The following is a 20,553-nucleotide window of genomic DNA, read 5'->3' as shown; positions in this document are numbered from 1 at the left end:
GAACCGGCCGGTCGCTGAATCAGCGGCCGGCCGGTTTCGTTCGATGTCGGCGCGTCAGAGCGCGAGGCGCTCCAGCACGACGTCCGCGAGGCGTTCGGCGTAGGTCTGCACGGACTCCGCGTCGGCGGCTTCGACCATGACTCGGACGAGCGGCTCGGTGCCGGACTTGCGCAGCAGCACCCGTCCGGTGTCGCCGAGCTCGGTCTCGATCGAGCGCACAGCCTCCTGCACGACCTCGTCGTCTGCGACGCGGTCCTTGTCGACACCGCGAACGTTGATCAGCACCTGCGGGTACACGGTCATGACGGCCGCGAGCTCGGCTGCCGTCTTGTTCTGGCGGGCCATCTCGGCGACCAGGTGCAGACCGGTCAGCAGGCCGTCGCCCGTGGTCGCGTACTCGCTCATGATGACGTGACCGGACTGCTCGCCGCCGAGTGCGTAGCCGCCCGCGTTCATGTCCTCGAGCACGTAGCGGTCGCCGACGGCGGTCTGACGGACCGTGATGCCGTGCTCGCGCATCGCGACGTGCAGACCGAGGTTGCTCATCACGGTCGCGACGAGGGTGTCGTCGGTCAGGCGACCGCGCTCCTTCATCGAGACGGCGATGATCGCCATGATCTGGTCGCCGTCGATGACCTTGCCCTCGGCATCGACTGCGAGGCAGCGGTCGGCGTCGCCGTCGTGGGCGATGCCGATATCGGCACCGAGACGCACGACGGCCTCGGCGAGGTTGTCGAGGTGCGTCGAGCCGACGCCGTCGTTGATGTTCCAGCCGTCGGGGTCTGCCCCGATGACGGTGACCTCGGCGCCCGCGTCGCGGAACGTCTCAGGGGAGACGCCGGATGCCGCGCCGTGGGCGCAGTCGAGCACCACGTGGATGCCCGCGAGGCGGTTCGGCAGCGAGCCGAGCAGATGCACGACGTAGCGGTCTTCGGCATCGGAGAAGCGGTCGATACGACCGACACCGGCACCCGTCGGGCGCAGCATCTCGCCGGACATGGCCTCTTCGATGCGCTGTTCGACGACATCGGGAAGCTTGCGGCCCCCGCGAGCGAAGATCTTGATGCCGTTGTCGGGGGCGGCGTTGTGCGACGCCGAGATCATGACGCCGAAGTCGGCGTCCCGATCGGCGACGAGGAACGCCAGCGCCGGCGTGGGGATGACCCCTGCCTCGAGGACGTCGACCCCGGACGAGGCGAGACCTGCAGCGACCGCTGCGGTCAGGAAGTGCCCTGAGACGCGAGGGTCACGGGCGACGACTGCGGTGAGACGCTTGCCTTCGGCTTTGCGAGACTCCGCAGTACGGCCCTGGCCCAGGACGACAGCAGTCGCCTGGGCCAGGGTGAGCGCGAGGTCGGCGGTGAGGATGCCGTTGGCAAGTCCTCGCACGCCGTCCGTGCCAAAGATCGGCATCGGAGCAGTTGACCTTAACGCTTCGAGTACTGAGGCGCCTTACGGGCCTTCTTGAGTCCAGCCTTCTTGCGCTCCTTGACGCGAGCGTCACGGGAGAGGAAGCCGGCCTTCTTCAGGGTCGCGCGGTTGTTCTCCTCGTCGATGCCGTTCAGCGAACGAGCGATGCCGAGACGGAGCGCACCGGCCTGACCCGAGGGGCCACCACCGGAGATGCGCGCGATGACGTCGTAGCCGCCGGCGAGGTTGAGAACCGTGAACGGGTCGTTGATCAGCTGCTGGTGCAGCTTGTTCGGGAAGTAGTCCTCGATCGTGCGGCCGTTGACCGTGATCGTGCCGGAGCCGGGGATCAGACGCACGCGGGCGATTGCCTGCTTGCGACGACCGACTGCGGCGCCCGGGACGCTCAGCACGGGGCGGGGAGCCGCCTCGACTGCTTCGGTCTCGGGAGTCGAGGTCGAGAAGCTCTGGGGGGTTTCGGTGGTGTCCTGGATGTCAGCCACGAGTATGTCCTTAAGTCTTTACGGCGCTTACTGGGCGACCTGGTCGAGGGTGTACGTCTGCGGCTGCTGCGCGGCGTGCGGGTGCTCGGCACCGACGTACACCTTGAGCTTCGACAGCTGTGCGCGGCCGATGCTGTTCTTGGGGAGCATGCCACGGATGGCCTTCTCCACAGCGCGGACCGGGTTCTTCTCGAGCAGCTCGGCGTAGGTGACCGACTTCAGTCCACCCGGGTAACCGGAGTGGCGGTAGGCCAGCTTCTTCTGGAGCTTCTGACCGGTGAGCGCGACCTTCTCTGCGTTCACGATGATGACGAAGTCACCCGAGTCGATGTGGTTGGCGAAGGTCGGCTTGTGCTTGCCACGCAGGAGCGTAGCGGCGTGCGATGCCAGACGGCCGAGAACGACGTCGGTGGCGTCGATGACGACCCAGTCGCGCTGGACTTCGCCAGCCTTGGGGGTGTAAGTGCGCGTCACGATAGTGCTGCTTTCTTGTGTCGAACGGAGAAGTTCGTGAATCCCACTCCGGGGTGGTTCTTCGCCTCCGGCTCATCGAGCTGGTGGAGACGGGAACACGCCAGTGGAGGGCTCACGTTCGGACGGAGACCGATTCCCACATGTGGGAACGGCACCAAAGAGACAGCATACGCCACCCACACCCGATCCTCAAAAACGGGCGACCGCTCAGTCCGGGTGCGCCGTCACCAGGATCGGGCGGTGGTCGCTCGACGCCTGCGGCAGCGTCGTGATGCCGTCGATCTGGAATCCCACCGAGGTCGCGAAGTCGTAGTGGCCGCGGAACACGCGGTAGCGCGTATAGGTGTGGTCGTCGCTGAGCGTGAGCGCGTAGCCGTGGTCGCGGACCGCCTGCCCGAGGTTCTCCTTGAACACCGGGTAGTTGTAGTCGCCGACCATGAGCTGCGGCAGGTCTCCCCCGAGCTCCGCCAGCGCGGTCAGCGCCGCGCGGATCTGGTGTCGACGCAGTGAGTTCAGCGCTGTCAATGGAGCGGCGTGGAATGACGCGACGACGATCTCGCGACCGTCATCGATGTCGCGCAGACGGGCGCCGAGCACCCGCTCGTGCGCCGGCTTCAGCATCCGATCGTGCAGCGACTTCTTGAGCTCGATCGCCCTGATGTGCTGCAGCTGGAAGGTGTTGGTCCGGTAGTACAGCGCGAGTCCGAGCCGGTTTCCCTGCGTCGCGTCCGCGAGCACCAGCTCGCCGATGCGCTCAGGGAGACTCTGCACATCGCATTCCTGCAGACACAGGATGTCGGGGTCGTGCTGTCCCACCAGTGCCACGAGTTCGGTGGCTGCCCGGTGCTTGCGCAGGTTGTAGGAGATGACCTTCATGACCAGTCACACGCTACCCGGTACAGCTGTGGACCGGCTCCGCATCACCGGGCGTCTCCCCAACGGATGCCGAGGATGCCTGGGCCGAATCCGTGCCTGAACGCATGCACCGATCCTGCCTTGACCGCACGCACGACGACCGAGTCGCCGGCGTCGCTTTCGACGTACTCCTCGCACCAGCGCGGTGCATGGTCGAGGTCGAACCGCACCCAGATCACGACCTCGCGAGCCGCGCGCGACGTCGCATGCCACACCGACCGGCGTGGCGGGCACCCTGGCGGGAACGTCTCGGCGTACTCGATCATCGCGGTCTCACCGGTCGAGATGGGCTCGTCGAGCACGATCACGGCGCCCGAGAGCATCCGCCCGGGGTGCAGGTATTCGCGATCGATCCGTCCGCCGATGACGTCGGAGATGATCGGCACGACGTCGGCCTCCTCCGGCGACATGTCGATCAGCGGCAGTTCGGAGATCGACCCCTTGGTCGACTGGATGAGCGAGCGCGTCACCACCCGCTCGACCGCACCGCCCTCTCCGACGCTGACCATCATGTGGGTGCAGAGATCACGCAGCGATTCCTGCGGTGCCGACCGCAGCGCCTCGATGGTCTCGTTCAGCTCTCGCTGCTCGCGTTCCCCCTCGAACGGGAGCCTCGGCGGGGCGACCGGACCGAGGCGCGTCGACGGGCCCAGCAGGCTCGCCAGGTGCCCGCGGACGAGGCCGAGGCGATCCTCGAGTCCCTCGACGACACCGAGCGAGAGTGCTCCTTCGGGCTGCCTGTCGCCCGAACGCCAGTAGCTGAGCGTCGCGACCGAGACCGGGTTTCCGTCCGCGACGAGCTGCGATTGCAGTCGGGCCAGCGTGATCCCGCGCACGGCGATCGCCGCTCGCAGTGCGTCAGCGAATGCGCTGCCCTTCCCCTCCAGCGGTTCCATCGCACAGACCCCCCGGTTCCTCAGTGAAGACGGTCGCCGTGGGGCCAGCTTACGGTCTCGTCAGTCGCGGGGATCGTCTCGGCGAGCGCGCGTCTGCTCGGCTCGCGCTGCGAGTAGCTCGTCGGCGGGGTAGCCGACCTCGGTGAGGATGAGTCCGCGCGCGGCCAGCACCTTGAACTCGCTCGTGCGGACCAGCGCGTCTCGCAGCACCGCGAGGTCGCCGATGTCGAGGCGCCCCTCCCCCACGGCGACGCACGCGCCGACGAGCGCGCGCACCATACTGTGGCAGAACGCATCGGCTTTGACCTCGGCGACGAGCACATCGTCGGCGTCACGCGTCCACCGGTAGTCGAGCAGCGTGCGGATGGTCGTGGCCTCGTCGCGGGGCTTGCAATAGGCCGCGAAGTCGTGGAGGCCGATGAGCGTGCGGGCGGCGGCGTCCATCGCCTCGACGTCGAGGGTTCCGCGCACCGTGGTCGTGTCGGCGCGGCGGAGCGGGTCGTAGCCCGAGCGCTGGTCGGCGAGTCGATAGCGATACCGCCGCCACACCGCCGAGAACCGCGCATCGAAGCCCTCCGGCGCGATCGAGGTGCGCGTCACCGTGACGTCGGAGTAGGCGCCGAGCACACCGCGGATCCGGGCCGCGAGCGTCGCAGCCGGATCCTGGGGAGCCCGTCCGTTGCGAGCCTCGATGCGGGCCCACTGCGCCTCGTCGAGGTCGACGTGCGCGACCTGCCCGCTGGCGTGCACCCCGGCATCCGTCCGCCCGGCCACCACGAGCTGCACCGAGGAGCCGACGATGCGGGCGAGCGCGTCCTCGATCGACCCCTGCACGGTGCGGAGCGCCGGCTGTCGGGCCCACCCGCGGAAGTGGGTGCCGTCGTAGGCGATGTCGAGCCGGATGCGCACGAAGCAAGCTTAGGACGCGAGCGCGGCGCTCAGATCCCTCCGTCGATCGACCGGATCGTGACGCTCGGCTCGTCGGGAACCATGACCTCGGTGTCGCGGTTGAGGCTCTCGCCGCGGAAGAAGCGCTTGCTTCGCGGGAACGCGTACCAGACGAACATCAGCACGAGGCCGAAGGCCAGCGACCCGATGCCGATCACGAAGGTGCCACCGATGCCGAACAGCACGGTGTAGCCGTAATCCACGTCCCACATGTCGATCGCGGACTGCACGAAGGCGTAGGTGAGCATGAGTGCGCCCAGCAGCGGGAACAGCCCCTTGAAGAAGAAGTCCCGTGCAGAACGGAAGATGTCGGCGCGGAAGTACCAGACGCAGGCAAAGCCGGTGATCGCGTAGTAGAACGCGATCGCGAGCCCGAGCGACAGGATCGAGTCCTGCAGGATGTTGTCACTGATCAGGGTCATGCCCACGTAGTAGACGGAGGCGACCACGCCCATCACGATCGTCGAGAACGACGGCGTCTTGTACGTCGGGTGCACGTCCTTGAACTTCGCAGGAAGCGCGCGGTAGACGCCCATCGCGAGCGTGCCGCGGGCGGTCGGCAGGATCGTGGTCTGCGTGGACGAGATCGCGGAGATGATCACGGCGACCACGAGCACCCAGCCGAACGGTCCGAGCAGTCCGTCCTTGATGGCGAGGAAGAAGTCGTCGGCGTTGGCCTCGTTGCCGAGTCCGGTGCCGGTCTCGCCGAGGCCCGCGTACATCATGGCCGCGATCGTGACGGTGACGTACGTGAACAGCAGGATGACCGTGGTCAGCAGCGCTGCGCGACCCGGGATGCGCTTCGGGTCCTTCGTCTCCTCATTCAGGGCGAGGCAGGTGTCCCAGCCCCAGTAGATGAAGAGGGCGAGCAGGATCGCTTCGATGAAGCCGGAGTAGTCGGTGAAGGCGAACGGGTTCAGCCACTCCCAGTCGAAGGGCGTCGCGTTCGGGGCGTCACCGGTGGCGAACTGCCAGATCGCCGCGACGACGAAGATCGCCAGGGCGAGGTACTGGATGCCGAGGAGGATGTTCTGGATGCGCTCGCCGATCTCGACCCCGCGCCAGCTCACCCAGGTCATCGAGGCGATGAAGATCACCGCGACGAGGATGATGCGCCAGTCGTTGTTCTCCAGGTCGAATCCGATCAGCGACCAGAAGTAGACCGAGGCGATCTGAGCGAGGTTCGCGAGCACGACCATGCCGGCGACCGCGACGCCCCAGCCGCCCATCCAGCCGACCCAGGGTCCGAACGCCTTCGTTCCCCAGGTGAAGGTCGTGCCGCAGTCGGGCACCGCGTTGTTGAGCTCGCGATAGGCGAAGGCGATGAGGAGCATCGGGACGAAAGCGATGATGAAGGCGATCGGTGCCTGCGCACCCACCGCGAGCACGACGAATCCGAGCGTCGCGACCAGCGAGTACACGGGGGCGGTGGAGGCGAGTCCGATGACGGTCGATCCCCAGAGGCCCAGTGTGCCGGTCGCCAGCCCCTTGCCGTCGGGTCGTTCCAAGCGGATTGGCGTCGTTGCTGACATGTTCAGAACAGTAGAGCTACTGCGGTTTCGAGTCAATCGTTTTCTGCAAACGACTGATTCCGTTTTTCATACTAATGAGAACAACTGAATTCGCAGATCAGTCGCGTCCGAGCATCCCATCGGCATGGTCCGCGACCCAGGCCATCAGCGGCAGCATCCGCTCCATCAGGTCCCGACCGAGCGGCGTCAGGCTGTACTCGACGTGGGGAGGCACCGCCGGGAAGGACTCCCGGTGCACGAGGCCGTCTTCGGCGAGCGTGCGCAGCGTCGACGCGAGCATCTTCTCGCTGATGCCGTCGACCTCACGGCGCAGCTCGCCCCAGCGCCGGGTCCCGTCGGACAGGGCGGAGAGCACGAGGACGCCCCACTTGCTCATGATGTGGTCGAGGATGACCCGCGTGCCGCAGCCCTGTTCGAAGACCAGGGGGGTCGATGCCTTTATCTGCGCAAAACTCACCGTCATGTAGGTACCTTACTTCAAAGTGGGTACCGGCAGATCGGAAGGTTTCGCAGAACGAGTCGGTTGTCGGAGATGTCACTTACGAAAGGACCCTCATGACCATCCTCGTCACCGGCGCCACCGGCCAGCTCGGCCGCCTCGTCATCGAACGCCTGCTCGCGCGCGGCGCATCCCCGGAGTCGATCGTCGCCGGCGTGCGCGACGTCGCCAAGGCCACGGATCTGAGCGCCCTCGGCGTGACGGTCGCGGTCGTCGACTACGACCGCCCCGAGACCATCCCCGCCGCCCTCGAGGGCGTTGACGCCGTGCTCCTGGTCTCCGGCTCCGAAGTCGGGCGCCGGGTCGCCCAGCACCAGGCCGTGATCGACGCGGCCGCGGCAGCAGGCGTCACGAAGTTCGTCTACACGAGCGCCCCCAAGGCGCCGACCAGCGACCTGGTGCTCGCACCCGAGCACAAGGCGACCGAAGAGCTCATCGCGGCATCCGGACTGCCTGCCGTGATCCTGCGCAACAACTGGTACACCGAGAACTACGCAGCCGACCTCGCTCGCGCCGCAGAAACCGGCGTGCTGGCGGCCGGTGTCGGCGACGGCCGGGTCGCATCGGCCAGCCGGAAGGACTTCGCGGATGCCGCAGCCGTCGTGCTGCTCGAGGACGGCCACATCGGCGAGGCGTACGAACTCGGCGGCGACGTCGCATGGACGTACACCGACCTGGCAGCGGCCATCGCAGAGGTCACCGGTCGTCCGGTCGAGTACCAGCAGCTCTCCACCGAGGAGCAGACCGCTTCGCTGCAGGCCGCAGGCCTCGATGCCGGCACGGTCGGCTTCGTCGTGGCTCTCGATGCGGGCATCCGCAACGGCGCCCTGGCCGACACCGACAGCACCCTGGCGCGTCTGATCGGCCGTCCGACCACGCCGCTCGTCGACGGGCTGCGCGAGATCGCCTGAGCCGCGCAGCACACCGAGCAATCGAAGACAGAAGGTGCCGTCTCCTCCCGCGGAGACGGCACCTTCTGCGTTCAGGGTCGCGGCTCAGGAGGCCTCTCGCGACTGGATGTACACCACGGTGAGCGTGATGCGTTCGCGCGGCGTGGCCCGGGTGGCGAGCAGCGCGTCGATCGCCTCGTGCACCCCACGCAGTGTGTCGCCGGCATCTGCGGTGAAGTCGATGCCGATCGATGCCGCGACCGAGACGCCGAGGTCACTTCGGGCGACGGCGACGAGCGGCTCATCGCTGCGGCGCACGCCGAGCGCGACGGCGCCGGCGCCGATCACGTTCGACACCAGCGACCCGGATCGGTACACGTTGCGCACTCCGGCGGTCGCCCGAACGATCGCCTCGATCTCAGCGGCGAGCGCCGCATCCGACTCGGCCGGTCTCAGCGCTGTTCCGTCCATGACGACACCTCCCGAATGTCCGTGATCCTGATGTCGATCGCGTCGATGTGCAGGTCGGAATGCGCCCGCAAGCGGGCATCGACCTCGGTGCGAAGCCGGTCGGCGACGCGCAGGATGGGCTCGCCGTACAGCGCGCTCGCGTCGATCTCGATGCGGATCGGCGCGCCGGGCTCCGTCACGTCGCCGTCGAGACGGCAGCGCCCCACCAGCAGACCCGGTACGGCGTTCTCCGCCGAGCGGATCAGGCCACGCACCGCGCCCTCGGTGATCCCGAGGTCGATGCCCGCATCTTCGGATTCGAAGGGGATCCGGCGACCGGCGCGCGCATCGAGGGCGATCCCGTCGAGGATGCGGTCGACCCAGCTCGCGTCGACCTCCGGCTGTGCCGCGGCATCCGCTTCGATCAGCTGATCGCCGAGGCCCTGCAGGCGTTCGAGTGCGTCCAACGCCAGCTGACAGCCCGGCGACTCCTCGATCGAGGGATCGATCGGCTGCCGACCGGATTCGAGGTAGTCCATGAGCTCTTCGAGCGTGTGCCCGTCGAGGTCGGTGGGGTCGAGACTCAGTCGGTGCGGCTCGGGGATCTCGTGCTCATCGGTCATCGCCACTCCTCCATCCGTACGATCATGTATCTCCGGGCTCGAGCCAGCAGGCCACGAGCGGTGGTGGCAGGAATGCCGAGTTCCTCGGCGATCTCCTCATAGGAGTACCCGCCGATCTCGCGCAGCACCCAGCATTCGCGCTGCGCATCGGGAAGCTCCTTCAAGGCGGCGCCGAGCGCTGCGACTCCCGCACGCACCTCGACCACCTGTGAAGGCGACGCGTGCGGCGGTGCCGGGCTGTCGATGTCGTCGACATCGAGCAGTGGCCGGATGGCTCGGATCCGATCGACTGCCTTGCGGCTCACGATGCGCATCAGCCAGCTCTTGACCTTCGCCGGGTCGTCGAGCTCGCCGAATCGCTGCCAAGCGGTCACGAACGCCTCCTGCACGACGTCGTCGACGTCGGACGACGCGTTCAGCATCCGCTGCGTGTACGCGCGCATCATCGGCGTGTACCTGCGCACCAGCACCGCGAACGCGTCGACGTCGCCGTCCATCGCTCGGCCGGCGACGATCCGATCGTCCGCCTGCGCGAGTGCGCTGCGAAAGCGTTCGCTCACGTTCCGACTCCTTCGCTCGATTCCTTCTCAGGTTCGGAGCGGACGCGCCGCCGGATTGGACCGGAGCGCATCGGCTCCAGCTTGTCCGGGCGGCGCGTCTGCGCGACCGACTCTGTCGGTTTCCTCACGCTTTCGAGCGGCGACCGGTGATCAGGCCGTAGATGAGCAACACCAGGACCGAACCGCCGATCGCGAGCAGCCACGAGGAGAGCGAGAAGAACTCGTCGACACGGGCATTGAACAGGAGCCCGCCGAGCCAGCCGCCGAGCATGGCTCCGACGACGCCGAGCAGCAGGGTGATGAACCAGCCGCCGCCCTGCTTGCCGGGGAGGATGGCCTTGGCGATCGCTCCGGCGATCAGTCCGAGGAGGAGGAAGGCGAAGAAGCCCATTGCAGTGTCCTTTCGATGCGGGAGGAGCGGGGAGGGGCTCAGCCCCTCCCCGGCATCCGTTACTTCTTGAAGGCGTCCTTGACGTTTTCGGCAGCGTCACGGACGTTGCCCTTGGCCTGCTCGGCCTTGCCTTCCGCGACGAGCTTGTCGTCGTTCGTGACGTTGCCGACGGTCTCCTTGACCTTGCCGACTGCCTTCTCGGCAGCGGCCTTGATCTTGTCTTCAGCACTCATGCGTTCTCTTCCTCTCTCAGCTCGTCCTCGGAACTCGAAGACGAATCCTCTCGCGGAGCCGTCTCCGCGAGTTCGTTCCGTCCAGCGACCGCGGCGTCAGAGGACGCGGGCCTCCATGGTGTCGTCGTCGTCGTCAGCGGGGACGTGCACGTCGTTGATCGTCACGTTGACCTCGGTGACATCCATGCCGACGAGTTCGACCATCGCGCGGTGCACAGCACCGCGTACGTCGTCTGCGACCTGCTGCAGCGACACGGGGTAGTCGGCGACGATCGTCACGTCGACCGCGATCTGCGTCTCGCCGACCTCGACGCGCACGCCCTGCGAGAGATCCGTCGTGTTGAGTGCGTCGCGGATCGCTCCGACCATGCGGGCGGCTCCGCCGCCGAGCGCGTAGACGCCGTTGACCTCACGAGCGGCGATGCCAGCGATCTTCGCGACCACGCCGTCCTCGATCGTCGTCTTTCCTGTGGCGCTCCCCTGCTGCGGGGCGAGAACCTGGGCCTTGGGCTGGGTGCCACCAGTCACATTCGCCATCGTGAGCTCCTTCATCCATGTGTCCGCCTCCGGTTCGGAGTGCGGGTCGCAGAGCAGCGACACCACTAAGACGGATGAGCGTGGCAGAACGTCACGAATTCGTCGGAAGTTCTTCTCCGGTGGGAGCAGCCGGGTGCCGCTCAGGGGAACGGCAGGCTGATCGGCGAGGCCATTCGATGGGCGATGAGATGGATCAGCACGACCGTGCCCCCGGCGCGCGATTCGACGTCGGCGAGCAGCTCTCGGCCGATCACGGTGCCCGGCGGCAACGCCTCGGTTCCCACCATCACGTCCCCGCGGAGCACGACCGCGACGTCGACGCCCTCCTCCGTGATCGCCCCGTCGACCCTGCGGACGCGCCACCGCATCCGCCCGCTCTCCCGCCGGGTCATGAACGTCACGACGGAGCCACTGCCGCGACCGGTGTCGGCGAAGACGAGGTCCTCGCCGCGGAACACCGCTCCTGCGTGCTGGGGGACGAACCGCTCTTCTTCGCCGATCGCGAGGGTCACTCCCTCGACGCCGAGTGGGATCAGCACCCGATCAGCACCCGGGAACGGCGAGAACGGCATCCGCCCCTCGATCTCAGCGAGGCTGATGCGCCAGGCAGGTCGCGCAGCAAGCACGCGTGTGACCCCGACACCGTTGGCCCACGGCGTGGGGGCGACGTCCGATGGGCGGACGATCCCGAGGTCGGCGCGGGCGCGGTGCGTCATGTCGGTCCTTCAGATCGAGGTGTTTCGTCATCAGAGAATACGTTCAGACAACCCCAGTTCAAAGGCGATTTCCAAGCCAGATTCATTGCGTTTCGCTCGCAATCCGCGCGTAACAGCGCGGTAACACGAAGCACGTATCGTGCCCTCATGGAGCTTCGTCAACTGCGTTATTTCATGGCCGTCGCCGACGAGCTCCACTTCGGTCGCGCGGCTCGGCGGCTGCACATGTCGCAGCCGCCGCTCAGCGTGCAGATCGGACGACTCGAGCAGGAGATCGGCATGTCGCTGTTCACCCGCAGCACGCGTCGAGTGGAGCTCACGCCGGCCGGTCGGCACCTGCAGGAGCGGGCGCGGCAGATCCTCGACGAGGTCGACTCGGTTCGCGCCGAGATGCGCGACTACGCGGATCGCATCACCGCCTGATCAGATCGCTTCAGGCGCTCATCGCATGCAGCGGGCGCGCAGCCTGGACACCGATCGCGAGTCGCTCATCCCCGAGGTCGAGGCCTCCGGAGCTGCTGGCGGCCTCCATCATGGAAGCCAGCAGCGAGCGCTCGAGCCGGACGCTGACGTCGAGCGCGAACTGGATCGGGATCGATGCATGGATCCAGAGGGTCTCGAATGCATGACTGTTCGTCGGCACGGTCAACGCGAACGACTCCCCGCGACGGAGTTTCGTGACGGTCACGGCCCGCAGGTGAGCCAGCATCTCATCGGCGATCTCGATGGGGGCGGCATTGTTCGCGTATGTCAGATGTCCCATAGCCCTCTCCTCGTGCAGATTTGCTTCGAGAATTAGATTACTAGATTAGCTAGCAATAATGGAACAGAACAATCTAGGGCAGTTCCGCGACCTCTTCCGCAAGTCGCCGGAAGAACCGGGTCACGGCCTCGAGGTGCTCCGGGCTGAACTCGTCAGCCAGCGCTTCGACGCGTCTGCCCAGATCGTCGACTGGGGAATGGAGATCGCGCAGGGACGCTCGAAGCACCTTGGAGCGGGCGTCGTCGGGGTGGCGAGCCACCACCACCTGTCCGCGCTCCTGCAGACGGCGGATGAGACTCGTGATCGCAGCCGTGCTCACCCCGAGGTGCGTGGCGAGACTCCCCGGCGTGACCGGCGCATCGGCCGGCGCCGCAGCGATGAAGCGCACAGCAGCGCGATCCGTATCATTGGGGGCTCGCATCGCCGCCAGGCGCCGAGTCAGCTGCGCATCGGCTCGCCTGAACTCCTCGACCCCGCTCACGAGATCGTCTGTCGAGACTCGCGTGTCCTGCACCATCTCGCTCACCGCCCCTTGCTGCCGTCGGAACCATGCTACTCGACAGGCAAGTAACCAGGCGGGCTAGGCATCAGCCCCTCCCCCGGGGTGCGATGATTGGTACAGGTCTGCGGTCGGGAAAGGACGCCATGCCTGAGCGATTCACTCTCCAGGATGCCGGGTACATCTCGTACTCGGACATGCTCGATCGTCTGCATGAGCGGTTCCCAACCGTTCCGATCTGGCGTCTCGAGCAGATCATCACGGCCGAGAACGACGCCATCACCGGCGGCGTCATGCAGATCGTCCCGGCTGAGGTCGAAGTCGGCGCGACCGAGATGCTCGAACGCGAACTGAACAGCACGCACGACGACAGCGAGGTCGCTTGATGGCACACCCCGAGGAGTTCTCAGCGTCGGGCTACTGGTACCCCGACGCGCAGTCTGCCAGCACGGTCGATGTGCTCAACATGCTGCGCCGATACCGAGGCGCCGAGACTGCCATGCGGGCGCGCACGCGCGTCTCGATGGGCATGAACGAGACCGATCTGATGGCGCTGCGCTTCCTGCTGAAGGAACAGCGTGCACAGCGGATCGTGCGTCCGATCGACATCGCCCGAATGCTCGACATCTCCACCGCATCGACCACCACCCTGATCGATCGCCTCGAGAAGGGCGGTCACGTGCGTCGAGAGCCGCATCCCACCGATCGCCGAGCCGGCGTCGTGGTTCCCACCGTCAGCAGCGACGAAGAGGTGAAGGAGACGCTCGGGGCGATGCACCGGCGGATGCTCGCGCTCGTCGACGAGCTCTCCGATCAGGAGCGCGCGATCGTGACCCGCTTCCTCGCCGGAATGACCTCAGCGATCGAGGAGGCCTCAGACCTCGATCAGGAGTTGCGTGACGTCATTCGATCGCACGGAGAGAACTCGGACTCCGCCGAGGACTGATCGACGCTTCCTCAGCTCGTCTCGGTGCGCTCAGGGAACAGCTCGTCGAGGTCGAGATCGGGGTTGTCGTCCTGTCCCTCGACGAGCTCGACGGCCTCCTCCTCGGTCTGCACGCTGGGCATGGCGCCGGGCAGCGGGCGCCGCGCCGACTCCTTGAGCACGACCACGGCGATGAACCCGGCGATCGAGGTGCCGATCACGTAGAACGCCGGCGCGAGCGACGAGCCGGTCAGCTGCACCAGCGCCTCCATCACGACCGGCGCGGTGCCGGCGAACAGCGCGACGGCGAGGTTGTACGAGATGCCCATGCCGCCGTAGCGCGACGAGGTCGGGAAGAGCGCCGGCAGCGACGAGGCGAGGTTGGCGACGTAGAACGTGACGGGGAAGGCGAGCAGCACGAGCCCCAGCACGGTCGACCAGATCTCGCCGTGCATCATGAACAGGAACGCGGGCACAGCCAGCACGATCGCCGAGATCGAGCCGATGAACAGCACCTTCCTGCGCCCGATGCGGTCAGAGAGCCGACCGGTGAGCGGGATGCACAGCGCCATCGCGACGAGCACCGGGAGCGTGAGCAGCGTGCCGTGCACCTCGTCGTAGCCGAGGGTGCCCGTCAGGTACGTCGGCATGTAGGAGGTGAGGGCGTAGCCGACGGTGTTCGCTGCGGCGACGAGCACGAACGCCGTGAGCAGTTCACGCCAGTAGGCGCGGATCAGGGCGAGCACGCCCTTCGGCGCATCCGCTGACGCCTGCGCCTCGTCGGACGCACGGGCCGCAGCATCCTGGGCTTCCTGGAACGCCGGGGTGTCCTCGATCTTCAGACGGAAGTAGATCGCGATCAGGCCGAGCGGCAGCGCCACCAGGAACGGAATGCGCCAGGCGAATCCCTGCATGACGTCGGCGGACAGCGTGAGCTGCAGGATCGAGACGAACGCGGCGCCGATCGCGAAGCCCATGTACGAGCCGAGGTCGAGCAGCGAGGCGTAGAAGCCGCGGCGGCGGTCTGGCGCGTACTCGGTGATGAAGGTGGTGGCTCCGGCGTACTCGCCGCCGGTCGAGAATCCCTGCGCGAGCTTGAGCACGATGAGCAGGATCGGCGCCCAGATGCCGATCACCGAGAAGTCCGGCAGCACGCCGATCAGGAACGTCGCGGCAGCCATCATGATGAGCGTGAAGGCCAGCACACGCTGTCGGCCCATCCGGTCGCCGAGCTGGCCGAGCACGATGCCGCCGAGCGGGCGGGCGACGAAGGTCACGGCGAACACGCCGAGCGAGAAGAGCGACTGCGCACCGGCTGAGGCGTCTGGCAGGAAGGCCCGACCGATGATCACGGCGAGATAGCCGTAGACGCCGATGTCGTACCACTCCATGAGGTTGCCGACCACGGTGCCGGCGACGGCGCGACGGAGCATCGGGCGATCGACCACCGTGACGTCCTCGACGGTGAGGCGTCTCGGCTCGTCCGCCGCCGGTCGGAGGCGCCTGACCAGCCGACGCCAGAGGGATTCAGTGGTGCTGGGTTCCGACATGCTCTTCTCCTCTAGCTGGTACTGCGCCAAGACGGACTTCGGGGAGGCGGTGGTGTTCCGCCTCCCCGAAATGCTTCCGACTGGATATTACTTGAGTGCGTCCTTGACGTTCTCGCCGGCCTTCTTGACGTCGGACTTGGCCTGGTCGGCCTTGCCCTCGGCCTCGAGCTTCTCGTTGCCGGTCACCTTGCCCGCAGCTTCCTTCGCCTTGCCGGCGATGTCTTCTGCGGCGTTCTTGATCTTGTCATCGAGTCCCATGGGGGCTCCTTTCATCTTGCGGTGGTCGAAGAGCGGCGGAGGACGCCGAAGGAGCGCCGGATCGGCACTCGCGCGGCCGCGAGGCCGGTGTCGCGCCCGACAGCCAGTCGGGCCGAGACGGGCGCGAGGTCGGCGGCCGTCAGGAGAGCGGGGATGACGGGGCGGCTCACAGAACCGGTGTCTGCCATCGTCGTCATGTCGCTCACCTCCCTCGGCAGATATATTACTAGCCGGTCTAGCTAATTGACAAACGAGGCGATCAGGACCCGTCGGCTCAGACCTCGGCACTCCGCTGATCGGAGAGCGCCCAGACCTGCTCGATCGGCGCGAATCCGACCTCCCCGTCCGCACCGTGGAAGTCCTCGACGAATCGACCGATCTCGGCCTGCCATGCCTCGTTCGCCGGCGCGGCGTCGACGACGCGCATCGCGGCCTCGAAGTCGTCGCACTCCACGAGGTGGAACAGGTCGCGTCCGGAACGCCAGATCGTCCAGTCCTGGATGCCGGCGTCGCCGAAGAGGTCGCGCAGATCGCTCGGGATCCTGGCGTGATGAGACCGATAGTCGTCGATCGCGCCGTCGATGATCACCGAGTGCAGTGCGATGCGCATGCTGCTCCTTCCTCGTTCCGGGATCATTCGACGACTCGGTCGTCCATGGCGTCGCGATCCCAGTCGATGCCGAGACCGAGCGCCTCGGGGGCGAGCGCGCGGCCGTCCTCGATCGTCATGCCGGTGCGGGTGATCGCACGCAGCTGCGGAATGTGCTCGACATAGCGCCCGTTCGGGACTGCGGCCACAAGGCTCACGTGCAGCTCCATCAGGAAATGGGGGCACACGTGCACGTTGAACGACTCCGCGAGGTGCGCGACCTTCAGCCAGGGGGTGATACCGCCGATGCGAGCCACGTCGACCTGCACGATGCCTGCCGCACCACGATCGAGGTATTCGCGGAACTGGGCGATCGAGTACATCGACTCGCCGACCGCGATCGGCGTGGACGTGGACGCAGCCAGTCGGACGTGTCCCTCGACGTCATCGGCGGGCAGCGGCTCCTCGATCCAGCCGAGGTCCAGTCCGTCGAACAGCCGCGCCCGGCGGATCGCCTCGGCGCTCGTCATGGACTGGTTCGCATCGACCATGATGTCGAACCGCGGCCCGACCGCTTCCCTGACGGCAGTGAGGCGCTCTCGATCCTCCTGACCGTTCGGCTTGCCGATCTTCACCTTGACGCCGTTGAGCCCCGAGGCTTTCGAGGCGAGGGCACCCGCGACGAGCGCGTCGGTCTCGAGGTGCAGCCAACCGCCCTCGGTGTCGTAGAGCGGGATGTCGCGACGGAATCCTCCGGCCAGCCGCCAGAGAGGCAGCCCCGCGCGGCGGGAGGCGATGTCCCACAGTGCCGTGTCGACCGCGGCGAGGGCGAGCGACGTGATCGCGCCAGTCGTCGTCGCACGGGTCGAGGAGAAGAGCCGGTGCCAGATCGACTCGATACGGTCGGACTCCAGGCCGAGCAGGATCGGAAGAAGATGGTCGCGGAGCATCGAGAGCACAGCGCGACCTCCCGTCCCGATCGTGTAGGAGTAGCCGAGGCCATGCAGGCCGTCGCCGGTCGTGAGTTCGACGAAGATCGTCTCCTGCGATACGAAGCTCTGCACGGCATCCGTGCGCTCGGTCTCGACCGCGACGTCGACCAGGAACGCGCGGGCATCGGTGATCGTGCTGGTCATCTGGGTGTCTCCGGCTCTGGAGGGACGAGGTGTTCCGACTTTTTTTGAAATATCGTATTTGATCTTTCAAAGGCTATGCTGATGGCACACGCTCGCTCTGTCAAGCAGGAGGTCGGATGTCTGCGATCGATCAATTGCCGTCCTTCTCCGCCGGAGCGCGCACGATGCTCGGCGATGAGGTCTACGGCGCGCTGCAGCAGTCGATCCTGGAGGGAACGTTCCCGCCGGACGCTCGGATCAACGCCGGTGAGCTCGCCCGACACTTCGACGTCTCTCCCACCCCCGTGCGCGAGGCCCTCGCTCGGCTCGAATCCGACGGGCTCGTCGAGAAGCTGCCGCTCCGCGGCTATCGCACGACCGAGCTCCTCGACCGCCGAGGACTCGAGGAGCTCTTCGAGCTCCGGCTCCTGCTCGAACCGGGAACGGCAGCCAACGCGGCAGCCCGACGCTCCTCAGCAGATGTCGCCGAGCTCTCGAAGGAGGTGACCACCGGCCGCTCCGCCATCGGCGATGCGAACGCATACCGCCTGCTCTCGCAGCACGATGTGCGTCTGCATGATCTCGTCTTCCGCGCCGCGCGGAACGAGACGGTGCGCCTGGCCTACACCCGCACGCACTGCCACCTGCACACCTTCCGGCTCGCCTACACGGGGGCGTACGTCACCGACACCGTCGACGAGCATGCCGCCGTCGCCGAAGCGATCTCCGCGGGAGATCCGGATGCTGCAGCGACCGCCATGCGCACGCACATCGAGCGCTCGCGCGACCGCCTGCTGCAGGTCATCGACTGAGCTGCGCTGCGTCGGGGGTGAAGCCCTCAGGCATCCACGACGAGCGTCGGCGAGATCGACCGAGACACGCAGGGGTAGATCGTCGTCGAGGCGTCATCGCCGGTGAGCGAGTCGCGATGCTCCGGAGTGCCATCGAGGACGCTCAGCGCACACGACCCGCAGATGCCACGGAGGCACGACCCCTCGACGGGGACGCCTGCCCCCTGCAGAGCCTCGAGCATCGATCGCTGCACCGGCACCTCGACCGTGACGTCGGAGCGTGTGCACACGACCGAGAACACGTCATTCGGCAGGTGCTCGCGCGGCTTCGGCTCGAAGCGCTCGACGTGGATGCTGCTGCCATCCGACAGCACCCCACCGAGTCCTGTCAGTGCGTCGATGAAGGTCTGCGGGCCGCACGCGTAGACGGCGGTGCCCGGCGCGATGCCCGCGAGCAGACCAGCGAGGTCGAGGCGTCCGACCTCCGCGCTGATGTGCGTCGTCGATCGATCGCCGAGCGTCGCGAGCTCATCCGTGAATGCGAGGTCCTCGCGTCGCCGGACGAGATACGTCATCCGCCAGTCCGCGCCCTCGGCAGCGAGATGCCGCGCCATCGACAGGATCGGCGTGATGCCGATGCCGGCGGCGAGCAGCAGATACGAAGGCGCCGGCGCGAGCTGGAACAGGTTCCGCGGCGGCCGCACCCAGACGCGGCTGCCGACCCGGAGGAATCCGTGGATGTAGTGCGAGCCACCCCGCGAGAACGGTTCGCGGAGCACGGCGATCCGATACGCGGTGATGTCGGCGGGGTCGCCACACAGCGAGTACTGCCGTTCGTGCCGAGTGATGAGCTGCACGTCGATGTGCGCGCCCGGCTGCCACGGCGGAAGCGCCGAGCCGTCTTCGGCCTCGAGCCGGATGCTGACGATCGACGGAGTCTCGGTGATGATCTCGCGCACGACGAGCGAGAGCATCCCTGCACGGGAGCGCATTCAGTAGAGCGCCCGGTAGGAGCCGGCCATCGCGTCGTCGATCACGTCGCCGACGCTCGGGTCATAGCCCGACATGCTCGCCCAGATCGCGCCTGAGGTGGGCACCTCGGCAGCGAGGTCTTGCATCTCGGCATCCCACAGTCCTGCCCGCAGCAGCGCGCGTCCGCAGTGCAGGTAGACCTGTTCGGTGCGGACCACGATCGCGAGGTCGGGCACGGAGTGGTCCTGTTCGAGCATCGCGAGCAGCGACGGATCGTTCGTCACCGTCGCCGTGCCGTTGATGCGGAGCGTCTCGGTCATGCCCGGCACGAAGCACAGCAGTCCGACGTGACCGTTGTCGAGGACGTTGGTCATCGAGTCGGCGATCTTGTTGCCGAGTCGGTCCGGGATGACGACGGTCCGGGAGTCGATCGCTCGGACGAATCCGGGATAGTCACCCCGCGGCGAGCAGTCGCAGTTGCCGGCGGCATCCGACGTCGAGAGGCAGCAGAACGGCGAGTGCGCGAGGAACGTCAGGCAGTTGTCGTCGAGGAAGTCGGTGATCTTCTGCGTCGTCGGAGCCTCGGGTTCACCGAGGATCGACCGGAGATACGCCAGATCGACAGCGGGAAACGCGGAGGTGTCCATACTTCGACGGTAGCCGAGGGCAGAGGCCACGTCAGCGTCGCCGCGGCACAGCATCCACCGTGCGGAGTGTGCTGCCACCACATCGCGCCGCGTGTGCTGCACTGCCGGAGAGGCGCCTCGATGTTAGATTCGGCGGCATGTTCGCGGAGACGACCAGCCCCTCGAAGCCGGACGACGTCGGCGCACGTCCTCCGGGGCTGGCGATCGGCCTCTGGGTGCTGATCCCGGTGATCCTGTTCTTCATCTCCTGGGCGCAGCTCTTCGAGTCGTTCTCGGGCGTCGGCTGCGAGGGAGACTGCGATCTGGATCTCAGCTTCGGCGCCAGAGCGGCGTACCCGTGGGCGGTCGGCGTCTCCATCGCGGTGGCGATTGTCACTGCGGTGGTGCTTCGGATCAAGCGGAAGCCCACCCACTGGGGTCCGCTGCTGGGGATCGCGCTCATCCTGGCGTCGGCGATCACGACCAGCATCGTCTTCCAGGTCGGGCTGGCCGGGATGTACGAACGCAACAATCGCATCGCGAACGGCGAGGTGCCCGCTGAGACGCCGCCACCACTCCCCGACCCAGTCGGCGAGTGGGAGGCGAGCGTCGGCGGCACGCCGTTCCTGCAGTTCTCAGCGGACGGGGGTGTCGCCGGCAATGACGGATGCAACGACCTGAGCGGCCGCTGGACGCAGGATGCCGAGGGCAGGATCGATCTCGGGACGCTCTCCCCACTGACGACGAACGTGTGCGAGGGGGTCGACTCGTGGCTGAGCAGGGGTCGCTCGGCCGACATCATCGAGGGCTACATGTACGTCAACGGCGAGCAGGGCTCGGCCATCGGGGGCCTGCAGCCGGCGCGCTGACGCCGATACCATCCGTGGA

The 20,553-nt window shown here is 67.1% G+C and carries 30 protein-coding genes; 6 read left to right on the top strand and 24 right to left on the bottom strand.

The genetic code is table 11. From position 1 onward, the window contains the following. Positions 1 to 54: 54 nt before the first annotated feature. The 8 genes from glmM to V7Z82_RS05810 all read right to left on the bottom strand — a co-directional run bounded on the left by glmM (position 55) and on the right by V7Z82_RS05810 (position 7,141). A complete protein-coding gene (glmM, locus tag V7Z82_RS05845) occupies positions 55 to 1,413 on the bottom strand; it encodes a phosphoglucosamine mutase (RefSeq protein WP_334148965.1) in 1,359 nt (452 codons plus the stop codon). A gap of 14 nt (positions 1,414 to 1,427) precedes the next feature. Further along, entirely contained in the window at positions 1,428 to 1,913 is a 486-nt protein-coding gene (gene rpsI / locus V7Z82_RS05840; protein ID WP_045279259.1) for a 30S ribosomal protein S9, read from the bottom strand. Between the two features lie 27 nt (positions 1,914 to 1,940). Beyond that, the gene (rplM, locus tag V7Z82_RS05835) at positions 1,941 to 2,387 is read right to left on the bottom strand and encodes a 50S ribosomal protein L13 (RefSeq protein ID WP_045279258.1); all 447 of its coding nucleotides are present in this window, start codon (positions 2,385 to 2,387) and stop codon (positions 1,941 to 1,943) included. 207 nt (positions 2,388 to 2,594) lie between these two features. Beyond that, positions 2,595 to 3,263 (bottom strand): endonuclease/exonuclease/phosphatase family protein, encoded by a 669-nt coding sequence (locus V7Z82_RS05830; protein WP_045279255.1) that lies wholly within the window; start codon positions 3,261 to 3,263, stop codon positions 2,595 to 2,597. Between the two features lie 44 nt (positions 3,264 to 3,307). Then, the gene (locus V7Z82_RS05825) at positions 3,308 to 4,198 is read right to left on the bottom strand and encodes a hypothetical protein (protein ID WP_334148961.1); all 891 of its coding nucleotides are present in this window, start codon (positions 4,196 to 4,198) and stop codon (positions 3,308 to 3,310) included. Positions 4,199 to 4,258: 60 nt separating this feature from the next. Further along, the gene (truA, locus tag V7Z82_RS05820; RefSeq protein WP_334148958.1) at positions 4,259 to 5,107 is read right to left on the bottom strand and encodes a tRNA pseudouridine(38-40) synthase TruA; all 849 of its coding nucleotides are present in this window, start codon (positions 5,105 to 5,107) and stop codon (positions 4,259 to 4,261) included. Between the two features lie 29 nt (positions 5,108 to 5,136). Next, positions 5,137 to 6,678, bottom strand: coding sequence for an APC family permease (locus tag V7Z82_RS05815; protein WP_334148955.1), 1,542 nt, complete (start codon positions 6,676 to 6,678; stop codon positions 5,137 to 5,139). 97 nt (positions 6,679 to 6,775) lie between these two features. Further along, positions 6,776 to 7,141, bottom strand: a complete 366-nt coding sequence (locus tag V7Z82_RS05810) for a winged helix-turn-helix transcriptional regulator (protein WP_334148953.1) — start codon at positions 7,139 to 7,141, stop codon at positions 6,776 to 6,778. A 92-nt stretch (positions 7,142 to 7,233) separates the two neighbouring features. On the opposite strand from V7Z82_RS05810, the gene V7Z82_RS05805 reads away from it, so the two are divergent. After that, positions 7,234 to 8,088 carry an SDR family oxidoreductase gene (locus V7Z82_RS05805; RefSeq protein WP_334148951.1) on the top strand — a complete coding sequence of 285 codons (855 nt, stop codon included), beginning with the start codon at positions 7,234 to 7,236 and terminating at the stop codon, positions 8,086 to 8,088. A gap of 84 nt (positions 8,089 to 8,172) precedes the next feature. Here the strand turns inward: V7Z82_RS05805 and V7Z82_RS05800 are convergent, their stop codons facing one another. From V7Z82_RS05800 to V7Z82_RS05770, 7 genes are all read right to left on the bottom strand, one after another. Then, positions 8,173 to 8,538, bottom strand: coding sequence for a hypothetical protein (locus V7Z82_RS05800; protein ID WP_334148949.1), 366 nt, complete (start codon positions 8,536 to 8,538; stop codon positions 8,173 to 8,175). Continuing rightward, positions 8,520 to 9,140 carry a hypothetical protein gene (locus tag V7Z82_RS05795; protein WP_334148947.1) on the bottom strand — a complete coding sequence of 207 codons (621 nt, stop codon included), beginning with the start codon at positions 9,138 to 9,140 and terminating at the stop codon, positions 8,520 to 8,522. Before V7Z82_RS05795 ends, V7Z82_RS05800 begins: the two co-directional genes overlap by 19 nt. Next, positions 9,137 to 9,637, bottom strand: a complete 501-nt coding sequence (locus V7Z82_RS05790) for an RNA polymerase sigma factor (RefSeq protein ID WP_334149160.1) — start codon at positions 9,635 to 9,637, stop codon at positions 9,137 to 9,139. Before V7Z82_RS05790 ends, V7Z82_RS05795 begins: the two co-directional genes overlap by 4 nt. A 187-nt stretch (positions 9,638 to 9,824) precedes the next feature. Then, positions 9,825 to 10,091, bottom strand: a complete 267-nt coding sequence (locus V7Z82_RS05785) for a GlsB/YeaQ/YmgE family stress response membrane protein (RefSeq protein ID WP_334148944.1) — start codon at positions 10,089 to 10,091, stop codon at positions 9,825 to 9,827. A gap of 59 nt (positions 10,092 to 10,150) precedes the next feature. Continuing rightward, complete coding sequence (locus V7Z82_RS05780) at positions 10,151 to 10,324, bottom strand: CsbD family protein (RefSeq protein ID WP_334148942.1); 174 nt, start codon at positions 10,322 to 10,324, stop codon at positions 10,151 to 10,153. Between the two features lie 96 nt (positions 10,325 to 10,420). After that, positions 10,421 to 10,861, bottom strand: coding sequence for an Asp23/Gls24 family envelope stress response protein (locus tag V7Z82_RS05775; RefSeq protein ID WP_334148940.1), 441 nt, complete (start codon positions 10,859 to 10,861; stop codon positions 10,421 to 10,423). A gap of 140 nt (positions 10,862 to 11,001) precedes the next feature. After that, positions 11,002 to 11,577, bottom strand: a complete 576-nt coding sequence (locus tag V7Z82_RS05770) for a HutD family protein (RefSeq protein WP_334148938.1) — start codon at positions 11,575 to 11,577, stop codon at positions 11,002 to 11,004. Positions 11,578 to 11,724: 147 nt separating this feature from the next. Between V7Z82_RS05770 and V7Z82_RS05765 the strand changes: the two genes are divergently transcribed. Continuing rightward, entirely contained in the window at positions 11,725 to 12,000 is a 276-nt protein-coding gene (locus tag V7Z82_RS05765; protein WP_334148936.1) for a LysR family transcriptional regulator, read from the top strand. A 10-nt stretch (positions 12,001 to 12,010) separates the two neighbouring features. Here V7Z82_RS05765 and V7Z82_RS05760 read toward each other — a convergent pair whose 3' ends face one another. Together V7Z82_RS05760 and V7Z82_RS05755 are read right to left on the bottom strand one after the other, a co-directional pair. After that, a complete protein-coding gene (locus V7Z82_RS05760; RefSeq protein WP_334148935.1) occupies positions 12,011 to 12,340 on the bottom strand; it encodes a DUF7882 family protein in 330 nt (109 codons plus the stop codon). 73 nt (positions 12,341 to 12,413) lie between these two features. Next, the gene (locus V7Z82_RS05755; protein WP_334149158.1) at positions 12,414 to 12,857 is read right to left on the bottom strand and encodes a MarR family winged helix-turn-helix transcriptional regulator; all 444 of its coding nucleotides are present in this window, start codon (positions 12,855 to 12,857) and stop codon (positions 12,414 to 12,416) included. A gap of 128 nt (positions 12,858 to 12,985) precedes the next feature. Between V7Z82_RS05755 and V7Z82_RS05750 the strand changes: the two genes are divergently transcribed. Next, positions 12,986 to 13,225, top strand: a complete 240-nt coding sequence (locus V7Z82_RS05750) for a hypothetical protein (RefSeq protein ID WP_334148933.1) — start codon at positions 12,986 to 12,988, stop codon at positions 13,223 to 13,225. Further along, positions 13,225 to 13,785, top strand: a complete 561-nt coding sequence (locus tag V7Z82_RS05745) for a MarR family winged helix-turn-helix transcriptional regulator (protein ID WP_334148929.1) — start codon at positions 13,225 to 13,227, stop codon at positions 13,783 to 13,785. Before V7Z82_RS05750 ends, V7Z82_RS05745 begins: the two co-directional genes overlap by 1 nt. A gap of 11 nt (positions 13,786 to 13,796) precedes the next feature. On the opposite strand, the gene V7Z82_RS05740 is transcribed toward V7Z82_RS05745, so the two are convergent. The 5 genes from V7Z82_RS05740 to V7Z82_RS05720 all read right to left on the bottom strand — a co-directional run bounded on the left by V7Z82_RS05740 (position 13,797) and on the right by V7Z82_RS05720 (position 17,297). Beyond that, positions 13,797 to 15,314 carry an MFS transporter gene (locus tag V7Z82_RS05740; protein WP_334148927.1) on the bottom strand — a complete coding sequence of 506 codons (1,518 nt, stop codon included), beginning with the start codon at positions 15,312 to 15,314 and terminating at the stop codon, positions 13,797 to 13,799. Between the two features lie 87 nt (positions 15,315 to 15,401). Continuing rightward, the gene (locus V7Z82_RS05735; protein ID WP_334148925.1) at positions 15,402 to 15,572 is read right to left on the bottom strand and encodes a CsbD family protein; all 171 of its coding nucleotides are present in this window, start codon (positions 15,570 to 15,572) and stop codon (positions 15,402 to 15,404) included. Positions 15,573 to 15,583: 11 nt separating this feature from the next. Beyond that, complete coding sequence (locus tag V7Z82_RS05730) at positions 15,584 to 15,769, bottom strand: hypothetical protein (RefSeq protein ID WP_334148923.1); 186 nt, start codon at positions 15,767 to 15,769, stop codon at positions 15,584 to 15,586. A 77-nt stretch (positions 15,770 to 15,846) separates the two neighbouring features. Then, entirely contained in the window at positions 15,847 to 16,182 is a 336-nt protein-coding gene (locus V7Z82_RS05725; RefSeq protein ID WP_334148921.1) for an L-rhamnose mutarotase, read from the bottom strand. Between the two features lie 23 nt (positions 16,183 to 16,205). Next, entirely contained in the window at positions 16,206 to 17,297 is a 1,092-nt protein-coding gene (locus V7Z82_RS05720; protein ID WP_334148919.1) for a mandelate racemase/muconate lactonizing enzyme family protein, read from the bottom strand. A 116-nt stretch (positions 17,298 to 17,413) separates the two neighbouring features. On the opposite strand from V7Z82_RS05720, the gene V7Z82_RS05715 reads away from it, so the two are divergent. Continuing rightward, positions 17,414 to 18,088 carry a GntR family transcriptional regulator gene (locus V7Z82_RS05715; protein ID WP_334148917.1) on the top strand — a complete coding sequence of 225 codons (675 nt, stop codon included), beginning with the start codon at positions 17,414 to 17,416 and terminating at the stop codon, positions 18,086 to 18,088. Between the two features lie 26 nt (positions 18,089 to 18,114). On the opposite strand, the gene V7Z82_RS05710 is transcribed toward V7Z82_RS05715, so the two are convergent. Together V7Z82_RS05710 and V7Z82_RS05705 are read right to left on the bottom strand one after the other, a co-directional pair. Further along, positions 18,115 to 19,041, bottom strand: coding sequence for a PDR/VanB family oxidoreductase (locus V7Z82_RS05710; protein ID WP_334148915.1), 927 nt, complete (start codon positions 19,039 to 19,041; stop codon positions 18,115 to 18,117). 18 nt (positions 19,042 to 19,059) lie between these two features. Beyond that, positions 19,060 to 19,686, bottom strand: a complete 627-nt coding sequence (locus V7Z82_RS05705) for an MSMEG_1061 family FMN-dependent PPOX-type flavoprotein (RefSeq protein WP_334148913.1) — start codon at positions 19,684 to 19,686, stop codon at positions 19,060 to 19,062. Positions 19,687 to 19,823: 137 nt separating this feature from the next. On the opposite strand from V7Z82_RS05705, the gene V7Z82_RS05700 reads away from it, so the two are divergent. Continuing rightward, a complete protein-coding gene (locus V7Z82_RS05700; RefSeq protein WP_334148911.1) occupies positions 19,824 to 20,534 on the top strand; it encodes an META domain-containing protein in 711 nt (236 codons plus the stop codon). The last annotated feature ends 19 nt before the right edge of the window (positions 20,535 to 20,553 follow it).

Origin of the sequence: Microbacterium sp., from assembly GCF_036823965.1 — a bacterium.
In the GTDB taxonomy this organism is placed as follows: Bacteria; Actinomycetota; Actinomycetes; order Actinomycetales; family Microbacteriaceae; genus Microbacterium.
The sequence above is the reverse complement of the archived record's forward strand: the minus strand, read 5'-3'. Positions and strand labels throughout refer to the sequence as shown.